17 protein-coding genes are annotated in these 19098 nt (G+C 67.2%); 6 read left to right on the forward strand and 11 right to left on the reverse strand.

The window, feature by feature from the left end; translation table 11 throughout:
* Positions 1–2514: 2514 nt before the first annotated feature.
* The 8 genes from ABZ004_RS07530 to rpmH all read right to left on the reverse strand — a co-directional run bounded on the left by ABZ004_RS07530 (position 2515) and on the right by rpmH (position 9064).
* A complete protein-coding gene (locus ABZ004_RS07530) occupies positions 2515–3462 on the reverse strand; it encodes a ParB/RepB/Spo0J family partition protein (RefSeq protein WP_355678940.1) in 948 nt (315 codons plus the stop codon).
* A gap of 235 nt (positions 3463–3697) precedes the next feature.
* Positions 3698–4633 (reverse strand): AAA family ATPase, encoded by a 936-nt coding sequence (locus ABZ004_RS07535; RefSeq protein ID WP_355678941.1) that lies wholly within the window; start codon positions 4631–4633, stop codon positions 3698–3700.
* 1073 nt (positions 4634–5706) lie between these two features.
* A complete protein-coding gene (gene rsmG, locus ABZ004_RS07540) occupies positions 5707–6342 on the reverse strand; it encodes a 16S rRNA (guanine(527)-N(7))-methyltransferase RsmG (RefSeq protein WP_355678942.1) in 636 nt (211 codons plus the stop codon).
* A gap of 55 nt (positions 6343–6397) precedes the next feature.
* The gene (locus ABZ004_RS07545; protein ID WP_355678992.1) at positions 6398–6904 is read right to left on the reverse strand and encodes a R3H domain-containing nucleic acid-binding protein; all 507 of its coding nucleotides are present in this window, start codon (positions 6902–6904) and stop codon (positions 6398–6400) included.
* 103 nt (positions 6905–7007) lie between these two features.
* Positions 7008–8225 (reverse strand): membrane protein insertase YidC, encoded by a 1218-nt coding sequence (gene yidC / locus ABZ004_RS07550; RefSeq protein WP_355678943.1) that lies wholly within the window; start codon positions 8223–8225, stop codon positions 7008–7010.
* Entirely contained in the window at positions 8226–8534 is a 309-nt protein-coding gene (yidD, locus tag ABZ004_RS07555) for a membrane protein insertion efficiency factor YidD (protein WP_355678944.1), read from the reverse strand. It abuts the gene before it with no gap.
* The gene (gene rnpA / locus ABZ004_RS07560) at positions 8531–8887 is read right to left on the reverse strand and encodes a ribonuclease P protein component (RefSeq protein WP_355678945.1); all 357 of its coding nucleotides are present in this window, start codon (positions 8885–8887) and stop codon (positions 8531–8533) included. The genes yidD and rnpA overlap by 4 nt, the downstream gene beginning before the upstream one ends.
* Positions 8888–8926: 39 nt before the next feature.
* Positions 8927–9064 (reverse strand): 50S ribosomal protein L34, encoded by a 138-nt coding sequence (rpmH, locus tag ABZ004_RS07565; protein WP_133979874.1) that lies wholly within the window; start codon positions 9062–9064, stop codon positions 8927–8929.
* A gap of 643 nt (positions 9065–9707) precedes the next feature.
* Here rpmH and dnaA point away from each other — a divergent pair.
* The 6 genes from dnaA to ABZ004_RS07595 all read left to right on the forward strand — a co-directional run bounded on the left by dnaA (position 9708) and on the right by ABZ004_RS07595 (position 17165).
* Complete coding sequence (gene dnaA, locus ABZ004_RS07570) at positions 9708–11243, forward strand: chromosomal replication initiator protein DnaA (protein WP_355678993.1); 1536 nt, start codon at positions 9708–9710, stop codon at positions 11241–11243.
* A 597-nt stretch (positions 11244–11840) separates the two neighbouring features.
* Entirely contained in the window at positions 11841–12986 is a 1146-nt protein-coding gene (dnaN, locus tag ABZ004_RS07575) for a DNA polymerase III subunit beta (RefSeq protein ID WP_355678946.1), read from the forward strand.
* A gap of 34 nt (positions 12987–13020) precedes the next feature.
* A complete protein-coding gene (gene gnd / locus ABZ004_RS07580) occupies positions 13021–13938 on the forward strand; it encodes a phosphogluconate dehydrogenase (NAD(+)-dependent, decarboxylating) (RefSeq protein WP_355678947.1) in 918 nt (305 codons plus the stop codon).
* A 31-nt stretch (positions 13939–13969) separates the two neighbouring features.
* Positions 13970–15109, forward strand: coding sequence for a DNA replication/repair protein RecF (gene recF, locus ABZ004_RS07585; RefSeq protein ID WP_355678948.1), 1140 nt, complete (start codon positions 13970–13972; stop codon positions 15107–15109).
* A complete protein-coding gene (locus tag ABZ004_RS07590; RefSeq protein ID WP_355678949.1) occupies positions 15102–15791 on the forward strand; it encodes a DciA family protein in 690 nt (229 codons plus the stop codon). Before recF ends, ABZ004_RS07590 begins: the two co-directional genes overlap by 8 nt.
* Before the next feature lie 24 nt (positions 15792–15815).
* Complete coding sequence (locus tag ABZ004_RS07595) at positions 15816–17165, forward strand: hypothetical protein (RefSeq protein WP_355678950.1); 1350 nt, start codon at positions 15816–15818, stop codon at positions 17163–17165.
* Positions 17166–17169: 4 nt separating this feature from the next.
* On the opposite strand, the gene ABZ004_RS07600 is transcribed toward ABZ004_RS07595, so the two are convergent.
* Genes ABZ004_RS07600 through ABZ004_RS07610 form a run of 3 tightly spaced genes read right to left on the reverse strand, consistent with a single transcriptional unit; the run spans position 17170 to position 18949 of the window.
* The gene (locus ABZ004_RS07600; protein WP_355678951.1) at positions 17170–17730 is read right to left on the reverse strand and encodes a hypothetical protein; all 561 of its coding nucleotides are present in this window, start codon (positions 17728–17730) and stop codon (positions 17170–17172) included.
* On the reverse strand, positions 17727–18323 hold the full coding sequence (locus tag ABZ004_RS07605; RefSeq protein ID WP_355678952.1) for a hypothetical protein: 597 nt from the start codon (positions 18321–18323) through the stop codon (positions 17727–17729). The genes ABZ004_RS07600 and ABZ004_RS07605 overlap by 4 nt, the downstream gene beginning before the upstream one ends.
* Entirely contained in the window at positions 18320–18949 is a 630-nt protein-coding gene (locus ABZ004_RS07610; protein WP_355678953.1) for a hypothetical protein, read from the reverse strand. The genes ABZ004_RS07605 and ABZ004_RS07610 overlap by 4 nt, the downstream gene beginning before the upstream one ends.
* Positions 18950–19098: the final 149 nt, after the last annotated feature.

Raw genomic sequence — 19098 nt, forward strand, 5'->3', positions numbered from 1 at the left:
CCTGACCCCCCCCCCCACCCCCCCCTCGGCCGATTTTGCACTTGAAACATCGGCCGACACGTCTCTAAATCCCTTTGTCGACAAATCTCTCCACCCGACATCGACCGCCCAAGAAGACCACCCAGCAAGACCTAAGCTCCACACAAGAGCCGCCGAAGGACACATCCGCCACCTGGCAGAACTCAATGCGCAACACGGCTTGTCATCTCCGGAAGCCCGAATCCAGCCACCCAGCCAGGCAGAACCAATACTCGGCCAGTTGAACCCCCGGCCTCGACACCCTCCGCATCAGACGGCCCGCCGCAACCGACCAGAGTCGACACCGGAAAGCCATCCCACTCAGCGAGCGGCCGAGAGCTCCCGGCAGAATGCAACCCCCCGGCGCCACCGCCATCACCACGACGGCCGTCTCAGCGCCGCCGACACCGCGGAGAGCCCGACGGCTGGCGCCCGAGACACCAGGCCGGACCCACGTGCGTCCAGCCCCAAGACGGAACCCGGACATCATTGCGCGGCTCCGGACACCAGCCCCGCAGGTTCGGACAGGATCATGAGGGCTGGGACAAGGCATGCCGTGTCCGGGCCCCCGCCTACTTGTCCCGACCCGGGCTGGCATCTGAGCTACCGGGTTCCAACCAGCGAACTGGACGAGGCCACCCGGTTCCCGCTGAACGAGTGCACGGCCGGGGTAATGCGGCCCGGCAGGAGCTTGACCTGCCGCGCGATTGGGGCCTGCACTTAACAGGATCACGGGACCAGCGCCGTCACCTGGCCACGGCAGCAGGTCCACCTCAACGGCGTCACCTCCGGCAAACCGCAGCGGAGGCAACCAGCGGCTGGAGGAAGTCTTCCTCGCCATCGTCGACAGCATCAGTGCAGCCACTCGCCGTTTCGGCGCGGTCGACTCTCGCATGGTCGGCGAACTCGCCGCCCGGCTACTCAGGAGCGGCGCGTTCACCTACACCCTCATGCCGAGCGGAGTGCCGACGCCCGTCCCCCATTCGAGCTCCTCCAGAGAGTCTCAGTCGGACTACCGGCCGACACGGCTGCCGGGCGTGCACGTCTCAGGCTCCACTCCATTCGCGTTCAGGGCCATGCCCCCGGGGGTCCGGGCGCGCACATCTCCATCTGAACGCCCCGACCTGCGCGTCAGGACCACAGTTCCATCGCGCGGTGCCTCGGAGGTGAGGTTCTCGGTCTCATCCGCACCCGAACCTCCACTCCCACCGCCCACCTCGCTCGAAGATGCCCACCCAAATCTCTCGGTCCGGACTCCATCCTGGCCGCGCCGCCCAACTAGCGGCGGACGTCCACACTTGCCACCCGCATTCGCCGCCGAAGCTGCCACCCGGAGTTCCTGTCGCCGACAGTTCCCCGGCCGCATCCCCCGCGCATCCCCCGCGCATCCCTGGCCGCATCCCCGCGCATCCCCGCGCGCATCCCCCGCCGCAGTCGCCGGCCGCAGCTCCCCGCCCGCTTCCCACCCGGTTCCCGACAAGGAGCTCCGGTCCGCTCATCCACCACGGGTTGCACTTCCCGTCGGTGTCTCGGCATCCACCCCTTGCTCGGCTAGTCGGCGGCTCAGTCCGGTGGTCAACGACCGCGAGTAGGAGTGCGGGCGCGAGACAGCTCATCGGGTGTTGCCGCTTCGTTGCACATGCGTCGGGGCTTGTTTGCCAGAAGGTGCTGGGCGATTGGATTGGGTCGGTGCCTCGGGTGGGCCTTCTGATCGGCCTACGGGGAGTAGCAAGGTGGAGAGTCGACATCTCCACAAGTCGGCCTGAGAGGTCGGTCAAGGGGATGAACATCTGGCCGTCAGTTCGTCGGTTCACGGCGCGCCAGGTGTCGGCGAAACGCCAAGTGCGCGCGCCAAACGGTGGCTTGCGGAGCTTTTGTATGGCTGTTTCGCGAGCCCGGACGTCGATTGACCGGCGCCAGTTGATCGCGTCGGCTGATCGCGTCAGTGGCTGGCGTCGCGCGGCCGGGGTGGCGCGGCTGGGTCGCGCGGCTGGGTCGCGCGGCTGGGCGTGGGGTGGGTGCCGGGATAAGGCCGAGGTGGTGGTGGTGCGGCGACGGCGGCCTGTCGGGTGATCGGCGGCGGGCGCGTGTCGTGGATCGATGATCAGAGGGCGACCTCCATTCGCTAGCGGCGTTCCACGTGAGACGGGCGCCAGCCGGAGATGGGGGGACTGACTGAAGCTGCAGGGCCCGGTGGTGGGGTCTGGACCGGAGCTGGCTGCGGACGGTGGGTCGGAAAGTTCTGTGAGCGGGATCCTAAGGCGCCTCCGGTTGCGGAGGTTGGGTGGTCTTGGGGCTGGGAGGCTGTCGGTTTCACGTGGAACGGAGGGACGAGCCAGCCGGGTGGTTGCTCGGAGGTTTCACGTGGAACGGGGGTGGAGGCGCGGCGGCGGTTCGGGTGTTTCACGTGGAACGGAGAGGGTGTGGGCGATGGTTGGCCGAAACAGGAGCGCCCTCCGGCCGAGGGGGCGGGGGGCGCTGGGGGTGGTGGTGGGGTTAGTCGGTGGGCTTGTTGGGGTCCATCAGGGTGACGATTCGTTCTAGGTCGTCGATGGAGGCGAACTCGACAGTGATGCGGCCCTTGGTTTTGCCTAGGTCTACCTTGACGCGGGTTTCGAAGCGGTCGGAGAGGCGGTCCGCGAGGTCGACCAGGCGAGGGGCGACCGGCTTGTTGCGACGGCGAGGTGGGATCGGGTCTTCGGCCGACATGTCGCCCAGGGCAACGATCTCTTCGACTGTGCGGACGGAGAGGCCTTCCGCGACGATGCGCTGGGCGAGGCGCTCGATGGCGTCACCGCTGGGAAGCCCAAGGAGAGCGCGGGCGTGGCCGGCCGAGAGGACTCCAGCTGCTACTCGGCGCTGAACGCCCGACGGGAGTTTGAGGAGACGGAGGGTGTTCGAGATCTGCGGGCGGGACCGGCCGATCCGGGTCGCGAGGACTTCCTGGGTGCAGCCGAAGTCGTCGAGCATCTGCTGGTACGCCGCGGCTTCTTCCAGCGGGTTCAGCTGACTACGGTGCAGGTTCTCCAGGAGTGCGTCCCGCAGCATCACGTCGTCCTGGGTATCGCGGACGATCGCCGGGATGGTGGTCAGGCCCGCCAACTGGGTTGCGCGCCAGCGGCGCTCGCCCATCACCAGTTCGAACTTGTCGTCCTCGAGCCGGCGAACCACGATCGGCTGCAGGAGTCCGATCTCCTTCACCGAGTGGACCAGCTCGGCCATCGCGTCCTCGTCGAAGACACTGCGCGGCTGCTTCGGGTTCGGCGAGATCTTGTCGACCTCGATCTCCGCGAACTCGGCGCCCGGGACTGCTGCGAGGTCGGGCTCCGGCTTGGCGGGCGGTGCGCCCGGGATCGAGCTGGACTTGCTGCCCAGGGCTGTGCTGCCGGGAGTGGTCGTGCTGGGAATCAGCGCACCGAGTCCACGTCCGAGTCGGGTGTTCATCGACGCTCCCTAGAAATTCGACTGCCCTGAACTGAGAACAACTTCGTCATGCCGCCCCCGTACCTAGATAACACCACCGGAGAAGCTCCGGAACCACTGCGCCACGGTAGCCGGTCCCCCAGCCACTCGCGGCACTACCTCGCTACCCCATTGCCAATCGAGACACCGTCCGCATCCGCAGAGGTCCAACAAAGCTGCATCCAAGCGGAGCGACCGACTGCCACAGCGAGAACTGTCAGGCGTTGTTGCGCATCGCGATCTCACGGCTGGCCTCGAGGTACGAGAGCGCGCCGGCGGACGCCGGGTCGTAGGCCAGCACGGTCTGACCGTGGCTGGGTGCTTCGGAGATCCGGACCGAGCGCGGCACGGCGGTTCGCAGCACGGCGTCCTGGAAGTGGCCGCGGACCTCCGCTGCCACCTCGCCGGCGAGCTTGGTGCGGGCGTCGTACATCGTGAGCAGGATGGTGGAGACATCCAGGGTCGGGTTCAGGTGCGACTTGACCATGTCGATGTGGCGGAGGAGCTGGGACAGGCCCTCGAGCGCGTAGTACTCGCTCTGGATCGGGACCAGGACCTCACGCGCGGCTGTCAACGCGTTCACGGTGAGGAGGCCGAGCGACGGCGGGCAGTCGATGAAGACGTAGTCGTATTTCTCGCCCGCTGCCTCGGTCTCGGCCAGGTGCGCGTCGAGTGCCTTCTTCAGCCGGCTCTCGCGGGCGACGATGCTGACCAGTTCGATCTCGGCGCCGGCCAGGTCGATGGTCGCCGGGACGACCATGATGCCGGGGTGTTCGGCGCACGGCGCGAGGAGCTTGCTCAGCGGCTCGCCTTCGATGACGGCTTCGTAGACACCCGGGGTTCCCTCCGAGTGCTCGATGCCGAGGGCGGTCGACGCGTTGCCCTGCGGGTCGAGGTCGATCACCAGGATCCGCGCGCCGTACAGCGCGAGGCCGGCAGCGACGTTCACCGTCGTGGTGGTCTTACCGACGCCGCCCTTCTGGTTGGCGACGACGAAGACCCGGGTCTCGGCGGGCAGCGGGAACTCGCGGCCCATGGTGCGTCCTTCGTTCACGAGCAAGGTCCGTTCGGTGGCGGCGGCGATCGGAGTTTCGAGAAGTCGTCGCTGTAGCTCGTCCGAGGTGGCCCGCGCGGCGATCTGTGCGGCAGTCATGGCGCCCATTCCAATAGGTGCGGGACTTGGCCCGAAGAGGATGTCCGTTGGGGTCGGGGCAGGTTTGCCCCCAGGTTCATCCACAGGCCTCTGTGGATGAATTCCCGCGTGAGGAGGTGTTTCCAGGGGGTAGTCATCCACAGGTCGTGGGGATTCTGGGAACTCTTCCTCGTCGGTGGCGGCGGGCTCCCTTGCGGGTGAAACGGCGGTGGGGGTTTCACGTGAAACAGGAGCGAACGGGGTCTCGAGTGGATCGCTTCCGAGCCCGATCGAGGCTGCCGCACGAAGCGGTGAAGGGGAGCCGGCGATGACCGGCGAGTCGTCGGACAGGTCTCGCGCGTCGGTCGACGGGACGCTGGGCTCGGCTACGGCGACGGGGCTGGGGGCTACAGCACCGCCGGTGAAGGCGGTGATCGACGGCGGGGTCGAACCACCGGGCGCAGCCTCATGGACATCGCTGGGAGCGGAATCCTGGAGTCCGCTGGTAGCGGAGCCCTGCCGGTGGCCGGAAGCGGCGTCCTGCGGGTCGCCGGGAGTGGGGTCCGGGGGGTCGCTCTGAGCCAGGCTGCTGGGACCGGCGGTGTGCGGGTTGCTGGGAGCGGCGTCCTGCGGGTCGCCGGAAGTGGGCACCAGGGGGTCGCTCTGAGCCAGGCTGCTGGGACCGGCGGTGTGCGGGTTGCTGGGAGCGGCGTCCTGCGGGTCGCCGGGGACGGGGGCGTGGGCCTCGGCGTCTGCGTGGTCGGTGGCCTGAGGGATGACAGGGTGGGACTCCATAGAATCGGTGGGCTCGGGAGAGGCTGCCGTCGAATCTGCTGGAGGGGCCGAGGGGTCTGCGACTTGGTTGTCGCCACCCTCGTCGGGGACGGGCATGGCCGCGTGCGCCGCAGGGCCCTCGCCGGCTTCGGTCGTGGGCGAAGAGGCGGTGGGCTGCTCGTTGTCAGGGGTGGGGTCCGGGTCCGGGGTTACCAGGCGGACTGATGCCGGGCCCGGTGTGGGCCAGCCGATCCCCTGTGTGGTCCGGGGTTCCCCGGTGCTCTTGTCAGGCCATCCGAGGGCGCGACTCACGAACCCGCTCACCTCCCGCGTCTTCTGTGCTGGGATCCCCGCGCAGCACGTCCGGCCACAATACTCACGACTGTCGTCGGCTGGGCCAGTTCGTCCACACCGAGTTGGTGAACGTGCCATTCCTCCGCTCCGAGAGCCTCCAGCTCCCGTTCGGATCCGGCCAGTTCGTCCTCCGCGGACTCCCCCTTCATCGCGAGCATCAGGCCGCCCTCGACACACAGCGGCAGGCACCAGCCGGCCAGCTTGCCGAGTGGAGCCACCGCGCGCGACGCGACCACGTCGTACGACGCCGGGGGGAGATCCTCGGCCCGGGCACGGACGACCTCGGCGTTCTCGCAGCCGAGTTGCTCGACCGCCTCCTCCAGGAACGTGGTGCGCCGGAGCAACGGCTCGACGAGCGCGACCTCGAGATCGGGACGAACGATGGCGAGCACGATCCCCGGCAGGCCGGCGCCGGTGCCGATGTCGGCGACCGTCGCGTGCTCCGGGATCAGGCGCTCGAGCAGGGCACAGTTCAGCAGGTGCCGTTCCCACAGCCGCGGCACCTCGCGCGGACCGATCAGGCCGCGCAGAGTTCCTTCGGTGGCGAGCAGTTCCGCATAAGCCGCAAGCCGATCCGCCGCTCGTGGAAACAGCTTGTCCACGAGCGGCGGGGTTTCACGTGAAACGCGATCCGTCACGAGCAGTACGCCACGTTCATTACGCGGGCTGTACGACGACCCGACGACGCGGCTCCTCGCCCTCGGACTCGCTGGTCAGCCCGGCGGCGGCGACGACGTCGTGGACGACCTTGCGCTCGAACGGGGTCATCGGGTCCAGCCGCACCGGCGCACCGGTGGCATTGACTTCTTCGACGGCCTTGCGGCCGACCTCTTCAAGCTCGGCCTTCCGGTTCGCCCGGTAGTTCGAGACGTCCAGCATCAGCCGCGAGCGCTCCCCGGTCTCCCGGTACACCGCCAGCCGGGTGAGCTCCTGCAGCGCCTCGAGCACCTTGCCGTTCTCGCCGACCAGGTTGCTCAGGTCGGCGCCGACGATGGACACCGCTGCCCGGTCGCCGTCGATGTCCATGTCGATGTCGCCGTCCAGGTCGGCGATGTCGAGCAGCTCTTCCAGGTAGTCGGCCGCGATGTCGCTCTCGGCCTCCAGTGCCTTCAGGTGATCGTTCGCCGCCGGGGCGGACTTGTCGGTCGCCTCGGTGTTCTGCATGCCGTCGCTCACGGCCACTCCTTCACGGTTCGAGATCCGCCCCACGGGGACCCAGGTGGTACAAAGCAGAGGAAAACAAGGGTTTCCGGCGCGAACCGATCAGCTATCGGTCCTGCGGGCGGCCGGTGCCACCAGGCTTCTTCTGCGCGGCTTTCTTCTGGGCTGCCTGCCGGGCGGCCCGCGACTTCGCGGCCGGCTGACGCTTCGCGCCGGCCGCAGGCTGCTTCGCAGCAGCCTTCTTCGCGGCGGGCTGCTGACCGTTGCCGGCCGGCTTGGTCTGTCCGTTGCTAGCAGCGGTGCTCGACGGCGTATCCGAGGCGGCCGACGAAGCCGGAGCGGCCCCGCCACCACGCCGGTCGCTGCGCGACTGACGCTTCGGCTGCTGCCGGACGACCGGGCGGGCCTCGGTGATGGTGTCGGTCGAGGTCTCGTCGGCGTCCGCGGGGCGGCCGGCCTTCAGGTTCTGCTCACGCTTGCGCGCCTGCATGGAGTCGAACGCCGGCGTGCCGGGCGCGGGGTTGCGGCGGATCACGTAGAACTGCTGGCCCATCGTCCACAGGTTCGAGACGAACCAGTAGATGAGCACACCGATCGGGAAGTTGAACCCACCGATCAGGAAGAAGACCGGGAAGACGTAGAGCATGATCTTCTGCATCTGCGCCGCCTGGCCCTCGAGGGCCTCCTTCGGCATGTTCTTGCGCATCAGCTGGAGCTGCGTGGTGAACATCGTGGCGGTCATCAGGATGATCAGCACGATGGCGACGATCTTGACGTTCGTCTCGCCCGGCCCGCTGGCCTTCAGGAACGTCTGCGAGATCTCCGCGCCGAAGATCTTCGCGTGCTGCAGCGAGTTGACGTGCGGCTCCATGATGCCGCTGTGCGCCTTGCCCTTCGACGCGTAGTCGAGCACGCGGAACAGTGCCAGGAAGATCGGCGACTGCAACAGCAGCGGCAGACACGAGGAGAACGGGTTGGTGCCCGTCTCCTTGTACAGCTTCATCATTTCCTGACCGAGCTTCTCCCGGTCGTGGCCGTACTTCTTCTGCAGCTCCTTCATCTTCGGCTGCAGCAGCTGCATGTTCCGGCTGGACCGGATCTGCCGTACGAAGAGCGGGATCAGCAGGGTCCGGATGACGATGGTCAGGCCGGCGATCGAGAGCGCCCAGGCCCAGCCGCTGTCCGGATCGAACACCTGCGACAGCAGCCAGTGCCATCCCACCAGCAGCGCCGACACCGCCCAGTACAGCGGTGTCATGACGGCGTTGAAAATGTCTACGATCCCGTCCCACAAAGCGAGTTCGGGGATGGCCAGAAGAGTCACTCAAGCACCTCGCTGCGCTGGCCCGGCGTCAACGGACGGTCCGGGCTGATTGGCGGAGACGGAATCTCCGCGATCGACATCTGTAGGTGGAACGGGGTCGTAGCCGCCGGGGTTCCACGGGTGGCAGCGGGCGAGTCTCCTCGCCGCCAGCCAGCTACCGCGCACCGCACCGTGGCGCTCGACCGCTTCCAACGCGTAAGCAGAACAACTGGGGTAGAACCGGCACACCTGCCCGTACATCGGGCTGATGACCTTCCGGTACACCTTGAGGAAGCCGATCAGCCCGTACGCGACGGGTGAGTGCTTCATCGAGGGTCCAGGACACGCTTCAAGGCGCCGTCCACATCGGCCACCAGTTCGTCGTACGACGAAGTGGCCGCCGGGGGCAGCGCCCGTACGACGGTCAGACTGCCGGCCGGCAGTTCGCCGAGCCGGGCCGCCATCACAGCACGCAGGCGGCGGTGCACCCGGTTCCGCAGAACCGCGTTGCCGACCGCTTTGTTCACCACGAATCCGACGCGAGCAGGCTCGGCATCGTCCGGCCGGACGCCGGAAGGGGAGAACAGATGGACCACCACCGCGCGCCGACCAGCGCGCCGTCCGGTACGGACGGCGCGACGGAAGTCGTCGGACCGGCGGAGCCGGTTCGACGAAGGCAACACGGGGTGGTCACCGTCACCAGCGGGTGTCGGCCGGGTGGCTCACGCCGCCAGGCGCTGACGGCCCTTGGTGCGGCGGGAGGCGAGGATCGCGCGGCCCGCACGGGTGCGCATCCGAAGACGGAAGCCGTGCTTCTTGTGCCGGCGACGGTTGTTCGGCTGGAACGTCCGCTTGCTCACTGGAATGACTCCGGTTACTCGAGATCACGATGTCGACAAATCCACTGGTAGATCTGTCCTTGGTGCATCCTGCCTACCGCTCGAGAAACCAGGTTCCTCAGGGAGCGCAGCATGAAACGGCCGGTTCAACACCGACCGATCCACGGTACGTGGCCGCCTGTGGACAGGTCAAACCAGCCGTCCCCATAGTTTTCCACAGCCCTGTGGAAGAATCACGTCCGGCGGCCACTGTCACACAGTGACGGAAGCCGCTACCGAGGGCGACAGGCCAACCATGATTACGGTGCGGCGTCCACTCGACACGCCGGAGGTTGCCCCCAATTTGCCATCCATAGCCTGTGGATGACGGCTTGAATGGCCACCACCCGACTTGTTAGCGTCGGCCCCTCACAGCAGTGGTCCCCTCCCCTCGGGGCGGTAACCAAGTGGCTCCGCGCTTCGTTCACAACTGTGGACAACGGTGTGGACAATGAGGAAACCGGCCGAGGAGAACAGCAACTGCACGATGTGGCCCCGGGCCGCACCGGCAGGGGGTCGGGTCGAAAGGTGGCGCAGCGGTCGGGCGCTTCCACCGCAGCGAGGATTCGGGGAGCAACGCGTGGTCGAGGACCAGTCCGCCAATGCGGAAATCAAGGCGGAAGTGATGGATCTGACCGAGGCGTGGAACCGCGTCCTGGCCGGCCTGCCACCGAACCAGCGCGCCTGGCTGACGAATTCCCGGCCGGTGACGCTGCACGAGAGCACCGCGATCGTCGCCGTACCGGACGATTTCACCCGGGGTCAGCTCGAGACCCGGCTGCGTCCCGACCTCGAGCGGATCCTGTCGGAGAGTTTCGGCCGGGACATCCGGATCGCGGTGACGGTCGATCCGTCGCTCGATCCCGAGCTCCGCGAGCCCGCGCCGGCGCAGCCCGTCGTACAGGCGCCGACGGCTCCGATCCAGTCCGGTGCGCTGGCGCCCGGGCAGTCGCTGCAGCAGCCGGGGGCGTTCCAGCCCGGCCAGTCGATGCAGCCGACCCAGTTGCAGCCGGCTCCGCAACAGGGGATCCAGCACGCGCCGGTGGACCGGATCGGCCAGCCGACCTCGGTCGCGCCGCCGCCGAACGGTTCCCCGATCCCGTCGGTCGCCGAGGCCCAGGGCGAGGCGCGGCTGAACCCGAAGTACACGTTCGAGACCTTCGTCATCGGTAGCTCGAACCGGTTCGCGCACGCCGCGGCCGTCGCGGTGGCCGAGGCGCCGGGCAAGGCGTACAACCCACAGTTGATCTACGGCGACTCGGGCCTGGGCAAGACCCACCTGCTGCACGCGATCGGGCACTACGTCCGCAGTCTCTACACAGGTGCGCGGGTTCGGTACGTCTCCAGCGAAGAGTTCACCAACGACTTCATCAACGCGATCCGCGACGACAAGGCCGCCCAGTTCCAGCGCAGGTACCGCGACGTCGACGTTCTCCTGATCGACGACATCCAGTTCCTGGAAGGCAAGATCCAGACCCAGGAAGAGTTCTTCCACACCTTCAACACGCTGCACAACGCGAACAAGCAGATCGTGATCAGCTCCGACCGCGCGCCGAAACGCCTGGAGGCGCTGGAGGACCGGCTGCGGAACCGGTTCGAGTGGGGCCTGATCACCGACATCCAGCCGCCCGACCTCGAGACCCGGATCGCGATCCTCCGCAAGAAGGCCGCGACCGAACGGCTGACCGCGCCGCCCGAGGTGCTCGAGTTCATCGCGTCGAAGGTGCAGACGAACATCCGCGAACTCGAGGGCGCGCTGATCCGGGTGACGGCTTTCGCCAGCCTGAACCGGCAGCCGGTCGACCTGTCGCTGGCCGAGATCGTGCTGAAGGACCTGATCCCCGAGGGCAGCAAGCCCGAGGTGACGGCCGCGATGATCATGGGCCAGACCGCCTCGTACTTCGGTCTGTCGATCGACGACCTCTGCGGCTCGAGTCGCAGCCGGGTCCTGGTGACTGCCCGCCAGATCGCGATGTACCTGTGCCGCGAACTCACCGACCTGTCGCTGCCGAAAATCGGCCAGCAGTTCGGCGGCCGCGACCACACCACCGTGATGCATGCCGAGCGGAAGATCCGGCAACTGATGTCGGAGCGCCGCAGCGTCTTCAACCAGGTGACCGAGCTGACCAACCGGATCAAGCACCAGGCCAAGCAGCAATGACTTGCCGGGCCGGGGCCGGGCGCGGCCCGGGAGGAAAGACGGGGGTTGGGAGGAGGCCGAAGTCGGGGCGCGGCCCGCAAAGGAAGACGGGGGTTGGGAGGGGTCGGAGAGCGTGTACGCCGAGCGCTACGACGCGGTCACACGAACCACACAGGCTGGGGACAGTCCTGTGGATAACCGTGGGTATCTCGGTGGACACTCCCGTCTCGCCTGTGGATCGCCTGTGTGGAGAAATTCGTCCGTCACCAGCCGTCCCAAGAAGTGCCTCGGTTCGTCCACACCTCGTCCCCAGCCACTTTCGCCCTCTGACCTGCGAACTCCTGGCTTTTCCACACTTCCCACAGGTGCGAAGAACCCTATGGAATCTCTAAGGGAGTCCCAGTCCACAAAAGGGTGTTGCGGCCCAACCTGGGGAAAACCCGACTTTCGGGCCTTGTCCGAGCACTGTCGGTGGGACCTGTCAGGCTGCTCTCGTGAACCCCGGAGAACGGGATTCGCGACCCGCCCGAACCGCCACGTCAAGCCCTGTTGGCGCACATCACATCTGTCCGTGGCAGGATCTGCCTGGCACACAGCCGAATCAGGAGGCACCCAGCGGTGAAGTTTCGCGTCGAGCGCGACGTACTGGCCGAGTCGGTGGCCTGGGCCGCGCGCAGCTTGCCCAGTCGTCCCAGCGTTCCGATCCTCGCCGGACTTCTCGTCGAGGCCGAGGAAGGGCAGATCACTCTGTCCGGCTTCGACTACGAGACCTCCGTCCGGGTGACCGTTCCGGCCCAGGTGGCGGACGTGGGCAAATGCCTGATCTCCGGCCGGCTGGTCGCCGACATCTCCAAGAGTCTGCCGAACCAGCCCGTGGACATCGCCGTGGACGGAGCGAAGGCCCAAGTCACTTGCGGCACTTCCCGCTTCACGCTCCAGACGCTTCCCACAGAGGAATATCCGGCTCTGCCGGACCTTCCGGCCGCCAGCGGCACCGTCCGAAGTGACGTTTTCGCTCAGGCAGTCGCCCAGGTGGTGACCGCAGCGGGTCGCGAGGACACGCTTCCGGTACTGACCGGCGTACGGGTCGAGATCGAGGGATCCACCATCTCGCTGCTGGCCACCGACCGGTACCGGCTGGCGATCCGGGAGCTCGAATGGACGCCGAATTCGCCAGATGCCTCTGCAGCAGCCCTTATCCCAGCCAGAGTGCTGTCCGAAACCGCGAAAGCGATGACCGGGACCGACATCATCGTCTCCCTGGCCGCTCCTGGAACCGGTGACGGCATCGTCGGCTTCGAGGGCCAGGTCTCCGGTGGCAACCGGCGGGCCACCACCCGGTTGCTCGACGGCGAGTTCCCGAAGGTTCGCGGCATCATCCCGACCGACGCGGCGATCGCGACCCGGGTCCGGATCGACACCGCGACCCTGGTCGAGGCGGTCAAGCGGGTGGCGCTGGTGGCCGAGCGGAACGCACCGGTCCGGCTGACATTCTCCGAGGACACCGTCACGCTCGACGCCGGCAGCGGCGACGAGGCGCAGGCGTCCGAATCGATCGAGGCGCGCGTAGTTGGCGAGCCGGTTACCGTGGGCTTCAACCCGACGTACCTGCTGGACGGTCTGAACGCGATCGGCACCTCGGTCGCGCACCTGGCCTTCACGCAGGCGACGAAGCCGGCCGAACTGACCGGCGTGAAGGACTTCGACGGCGAGCCGATCAGCGAATTCCGGTACGTGCTGATGCCGGTCCGCCTGAACAGCTGACCAGCGAAAAGCCAACAGAACAAGGGGATTCACGATGGAGCTCGGCCTTGTCGGTCTCGGCAAGATGGGCGGCAACATGCGCGAGCGGATGCGCAACGCCGGCCTGACCGTGGTGGGTTTCGACCACAACCAGGAGATCTCCGACGCCAAGGACCTTGCCGACATGGTCGGCAAGCTGACCGCGACGGACCAGCCGAAGATCGTCTGGGTGATGGTGCCGGTGCAGGCCATCGACCCGGTGCTGACCGAGCTGGCCGAGCTGCTGTCCGAGGGCGACATCGTGATCGACGGCGGCAACAGCCGCTGGACCGACGACATCCGCCGGGCCGAACTGCTGTCGAAGAAGGGCATCAAGTTCTCCGACTGCGGTGTCTCCGGTGGCGTCTGGGGTCTGGAGAACGGCTACGCGCTGATGTGCGGTGGTGACGACGAGATCGTCGCCACCCTGATGCCGATCTACAACGCGCTCAAGCCCGAGGGCGAATTCGGGTTCGTGCACGCCGGCCAGGTCGGCGCCGGGCACTTCGCGAAGATGGTCCACAACGGCATCGAGTACGCGATCATGCAGGCGTACGCCGAAGGGTTCGAGCTGCTCGAGGCCGCCGACATCGTGCAGAACGTGCCGGAGACGTTCGACTCCTGGCGCGAAGGCACCGTGATCCGGTCCTGGTTGCTCGACCTGATGGTGAACGCGCTGAAGGAAGACACCCACCTGGACAAGATCCGCGGCTACGCCGACGACTCGGGCGAGGGCCGCTGGACCGTCGAGGCCGCGATCGACCACGCCGTACCGGTGCCGGCCATCGCCGCCTCGCTGTTCGCCCGGTTCGCGTCCCGGCAGGACGACTCGCCGGCGATGAAGGCGATCGCGGCGATGCGCAACCAGTTCGGTGGCCACGCGGTCAAGGGCGCCGAGGACCCGTCGTACGCGACGCCGCCGGTCAAGCACTGACCCTCAGAATCCGTCCTACAGAGGAATTCCGGTGTTTGTCACCGCTCTTGGCCTGCTCGATTTCCGGTCCTACCAGCAGGTGGAGGTCCAGCTCGCCCCGGGTGTGACGGCCTTCGTCGGTCCGAACGGCCAGGGCAAGACCAACCTGGTCGAGGCGATCCACTACACCGCGACGCTCGGTTCGCACCGGGTGGCCAACGACGCGCCACTCGTGCGGGCCGGCGCCGCCCGGGCGATCGTCCGGACCGAGCTGCGCAGCGACCAGGAACGCGATCTGATCATCGAGCTGGAAATCAATCCTGGGAGGGCAAATCGGGCCCGGGTGAACCGTTCGCCGGTGCCGCGGCCGCGGGAAGTGCTCGGATTGCTCCGGACGGTGCTGTTCGCGCCGGAGGATCTCGCCCTGGTGAAGGGTGATCCGTCCGAGCGGCGCCGCTTCCTGGACGAGTTGCTCACCCTTCGGACACCGCGGATGGCCGGTGTCCGGCAGGATTACGACCGGGTGCTGAAGCAACGCAACTCGCTGCTACGCAGTGCCCAGCAGGCTCGTCGGCAGAACCGTTCGAGCGCCGCCGATGCACAGTTGCGAACGCTCGAAGTGTGGGATTCCAATCTCGCGCGCACCGGTTCGGAACTCCTCGCGACCCGGCTGGAGTTGCTGGAATCCCTTCGTCCGTTGGTTTCCAGCGCGTACGACGCTGTTGCCCGAGGCAAGGGAGATGCCCGGCTCGAGTACAAGTCGTCGGTACCGCTAGAGCCCGGCCTGACGAGTCGCGAGCAGCTGGCCGCCGTCTTGCTGAACGAGGTGCACGAGCGCCGGCAGGACGAACTCGACCGGGGCGTTTCGCTCGTCGGCCCGCATCGCGACGACGTCGTACTGGGACTCGGTGACTTGCCTGCGAAGGGGTATGCGAGTCACGGTGAGTCGTGGTCGTTCGCGCTCGCGCTGCGACTGGCGTCGTACGAACTGCTCAAGGCGGACGGGGGTGAGCCGGTGCTGATCCTCGACGACGTGTTCGCCGAGCTCGACACCTCGCGCCGCGACCGGCTCGCCGAACTGGTCGCGCCGGCCGAACAGGTGCTGGTCACCGCGGCCGTCGGGGCCGATGTCCCGCCGGAGCTGAGCGGCGTGCGGTACGACGTGGGCGACGGGACCGTACTGCGTGCCTAGCGACGGTGATCTCCGCCCGGACGCGGACCTGCTCGGCGGGTTCGGTACGCAGCCTGTGCCCGAACGGCCCGAGCCGGCGCCCCGGGCCGAACCCGCCAAGGACGGCTCAAAACCCCGGAATTCCTCTGAGAGCGGCTTTGAGAGCGCGGCCGGGGATGACTCCGAGTCGCCGAAGGACGCGCCGGAGCACGACAAGCAGGGCCTCGAACTGGCCAAGGCCCTGGCCGGCCGGCTCAAGGGGATGAGCCCGATCAAGCCGGTCAAGAAGGCGCGCCGTCGCCGGCCCGGCTTCGGATCGCAGGTCAGTGGATCGCGGCCCGACGACCGCGACCCGCAGTTGCTCACCAACACGCTCGGCCGGCTGATGCGCGACCAGGGCTGGGAGGTCGACGTCGCCGTGCACGGCGTGATGGCCCGCTGGCCGTCGATCGTCGGACCCGAGATGGCCTCGCACTGCAAGCCGGAGAGCTACACCGATACCGAGCTCACGGTCCGCACCGACTCCACGGCCTGGGCCACCCAGGTCCGCCTGCTCGCGCCTGACCTGGTCCGCCGGCTGAACGCCGAACTCGGTGACGGCACCGTCACCCGGGTCAAGGTCGAGGGCCCGAACGCCCCCAGCTGGCGCAAGGGTCCGCGCACCGTCCGCGGCGGCCGCGGCCCCCGCGACACCTACGGCTGAGACGGCAGCTTGTGGGGAGGACCCATGGCTCCCCTAGGATCGGGCGCGATGCGCACGCTCGTCGACGGCCTTCGCGAAATGGTCCAGCTGATCACCGACGCCTTCCGGCTCTGGTGGCGCAACCTGCTGCCCCTGGTGACCTGGTTCCTGGCCGGCTACATCGGGTTCATGGGCTCGATCGATGCCGCGGTCTGGCTGGCCGAGCACGGACATTCCAGTCTCGGCGTCGGGATCTTCTCGGCCGGCGTACTGGTCCAGATCGCCGCCACCGTCGGCATGATCCGGACCTGCGCCACCTCGCTGTATCGCTGGCGTGATGCCGCCAGCAACAAGGCCGAGGAGACCTCGGACCCAACACAGCAAGGGCTGATGGAGCTGCTGGCCCTCACCTTGCTGCCGCTGGTTGCGGTCTGGTCGGCCTGGGGCTTCCTCGACGAACGCGTCGGCACCCTCGGTGCGTACAACATGATCATCCGCGGTACCCAGCCCGGTTCGCAGTTCTTCCAGCTCGGGGACGGGCACTGGAAGGGGTACCTGCCGGTCATTGTGATCCTGCTGGTGATCCGCCGGGTGGTCGAGGCGATCGACGACCGCTGGCCGAGCCGGCCGGTCAAGTTCGTCCAGGTCTGGGCCGAGGCGTTCTTCCTGCTGCTGACCGTGGTCGTGATCCCGTTCGCGGTGAAGGACTTCAAGAAGTGGTTCAAGGACCGGTCGTTCTGGTACTTCTCGGTGGACTGGTGGAGCGGGCTGAAGGATTGGTTCGCCGGCATCCACGTCCCGATCCCGGCCGGCATCGAGTTCCTCTGGGGCGTCTTCTGGGAAACTCTGTGGCCGCTGTTCAAGCTCGGAGTCGGTGAGCCGCTGACCTGGCTTGCCATCACCACCGTGGTCTTCGGCCACCGGGTGTTGTCCAGTGGCGGTGTCTTCCGCGGGACCCGGCTGGAGCGCCGGCTGGGCAGCCGGATCGACGAGAACGCGAAGCCGGCCAGCCGGATCGTCGCCTGGACCAACCAGGCGCCGAATCTGGTCCTGGGCGGGATCCGGGAGAAGTTCTACCCGACGCTGAACGCCTTCCGGCTGCTGGTCCGGGTCGGTCCGGTGTTCCTCGGAGTGGTCTGCTTCGTCTACACGCTGTGGAAGCTGGGTCGCGACTGGATGCTGGTCGGGATGCAGCGCCTGATCGGCGTGCACGGGCCGCACTGGGGAATGATGAACACCGATATCGCCAGCGGCATCCGCGACGCGATCTTCGATACCCTCCAGATCGCGTTGCTGGCGGCGGCTTTCGACCTCTGCATCTCGGTCGGCGCAGAGCGCAAGGCGGAGGTCGAGGCCAAGAAGGCGGAGCAGGAAGCAGCGGCGGCCAAGGCCTGATCGCCTACCAGGTGAACAGGACGCGGCGCAGTACGTCGGTGTCGGTGTCCTCCACCTGGATGCCGACCAGATGCGCTACGGCCTCTGCCGGTACGACGTACACCTGGGCGATCTTGGCGGTCTGGTTCCGCTTGATCGGGTGGTCGTCGTCCCCGCAGAAGGTGGGGTACTCCAGGCCGAAGGCACTCGTGTCTTCCCAGACATTGCCGCGGTCGTCCCGGAGCTTCGCCTCACAACTGAAGCCGTCGTCGATCCGCAGCCCGTCCAGCGGCGTCACCGAGGCGATCACCAAGATGATGACCGAGCCGGCCGGTTGGTCGACGTCGATCTTCTCGCCTTCCTTGTTCACCAGCCGGGTGTAGGGCTGCAGCGAGTCGAGCTGCCAGCGAACCTTGGCGATCTCCACCGGCCCATGCCCGACGACCTCGGTGATCGGACCCTCCCGGAAGACCCGTTCCTTGTTCCCCAGGTAGTTGAACACGGTCAGGTAGGCGCTGAGCCCGGCCAGGATCAGCAGCAAGGAGATCTGTGCGGTCCACCGGAACGCTCGGGCGGAGAGATTCATGACGCGACCCTGATCGACCGCTCGGGCTGCACGTACTGATCGGCGGCGCCGTCCTCCAGCTGTTTGGCGATCTCGTCGCTCGGGATCGCCAGGTCGACGGTCAGGTCCCGGACCGGAAAGCCGGTGAAGAACTCGATGGTGTGGAGCTTCAAGGTCAGGCCTTTGACATCGGAGGTGTTCAGCTCGAAGACGAGCGCATCGGACTGGACGAAGCCGGGCTGCGGGAAGTAGATGCCGGTCGAGGAGTTCTGCGCCACCGGTTCGTAGACGGTCCCCCCGTCGGCGGTGAGCGTGATGCTGTTGGACCCGGGGTCCTCGGTGCCCCGGGCGGCGGCGTACTCGATCGCGACGAAGATTCCGTCGGTGGTGACCGGCTTGTCGTCGTCCTCGTCGGCCAGGTAGTCCTTGAAGAACCGCATCCGGGTCACTGTCAGGCTCGAGTCGCCGAACTTGATCTTCTCGCCGATGGTGCCGTGCACGGTGACCCTGGCCGGGTCGTCGAAGACCTGGTCGACGTCGACCAGCCGGGCGATTCCGCCGAGCAGGACGAACAGGACGCCGACGAGCACCGTGGCGGGACGGTAGAGCTTCACTTCGCCTTCTCCGTCCGGATCGTCGACTTGAGCTGTACGACGGCTTCGGGTGCCTCGTTGTGCCAGTAGGGCTTGTCGGACAATCCCAGCAGCGCGTTGTCCGACTCGTACTTCTCTCCGAGTACGCCGATCTCGATGACGGGGTCCTTGAAGTCGTTCGGCACCTTGAACTCCGCAGTACAAGGGAGTGCGGGGAGGCCGAAGACGAGCCGGTAGTTCGACTGTCCCTGGCAGATCGCGCCGCTGGACTTGATGAACTCGCTGCCGTCGGCCGGCACCAGCTGGAGCAGATTGCCGAGGATCGACTCGGTTTCCTTCGTCTCGGTGTCCATGTTCTTCAGGTCGAGGCTGACCACGACCTTGGCACTGGCGGGCTCGTACTTCGTCTTCGGGATGCGGACGATCTCGGCCGACTTCAGGCCGTACTCGTACCGGCCGGCGGTCAACGTGACCGGTGCCTGCAGGGTCTCGACCTTGCGGCCCTTCTTCTCTTTCCAGCCGCCGGCGAAGAAGACGACCACGGCCAGCAGGAGGATCAAGGCGATCACGATCAGCCACTTGCGGCGGTGCCGGTGGATCACCCGATCGGCGATCATGGCGTCGATGACGTCGTCCAGACTTTCCACGGCCATGATCCTAAGCGCCGGTGGGTGCGTGTCGCGGAGTCTCGGACCTGAGACCGTCAGGGGCGATCCGGTCAGAAGCCACTGAGGGCTGTGAGCGCTTTCGAAGCCCCCGGGGTGCGTGGGGGGACATGGCCGGGAGTCCGAAAAGA

Source organism: Kribbella sp. NPDC006257, from assembly GCF_040613535.1.
Classification (GTDB): domain Bacteria; phylum Actinomycetota; class Actinomycetes; order Propionibacteriales; family Kribbellaceae; genus Kribbella.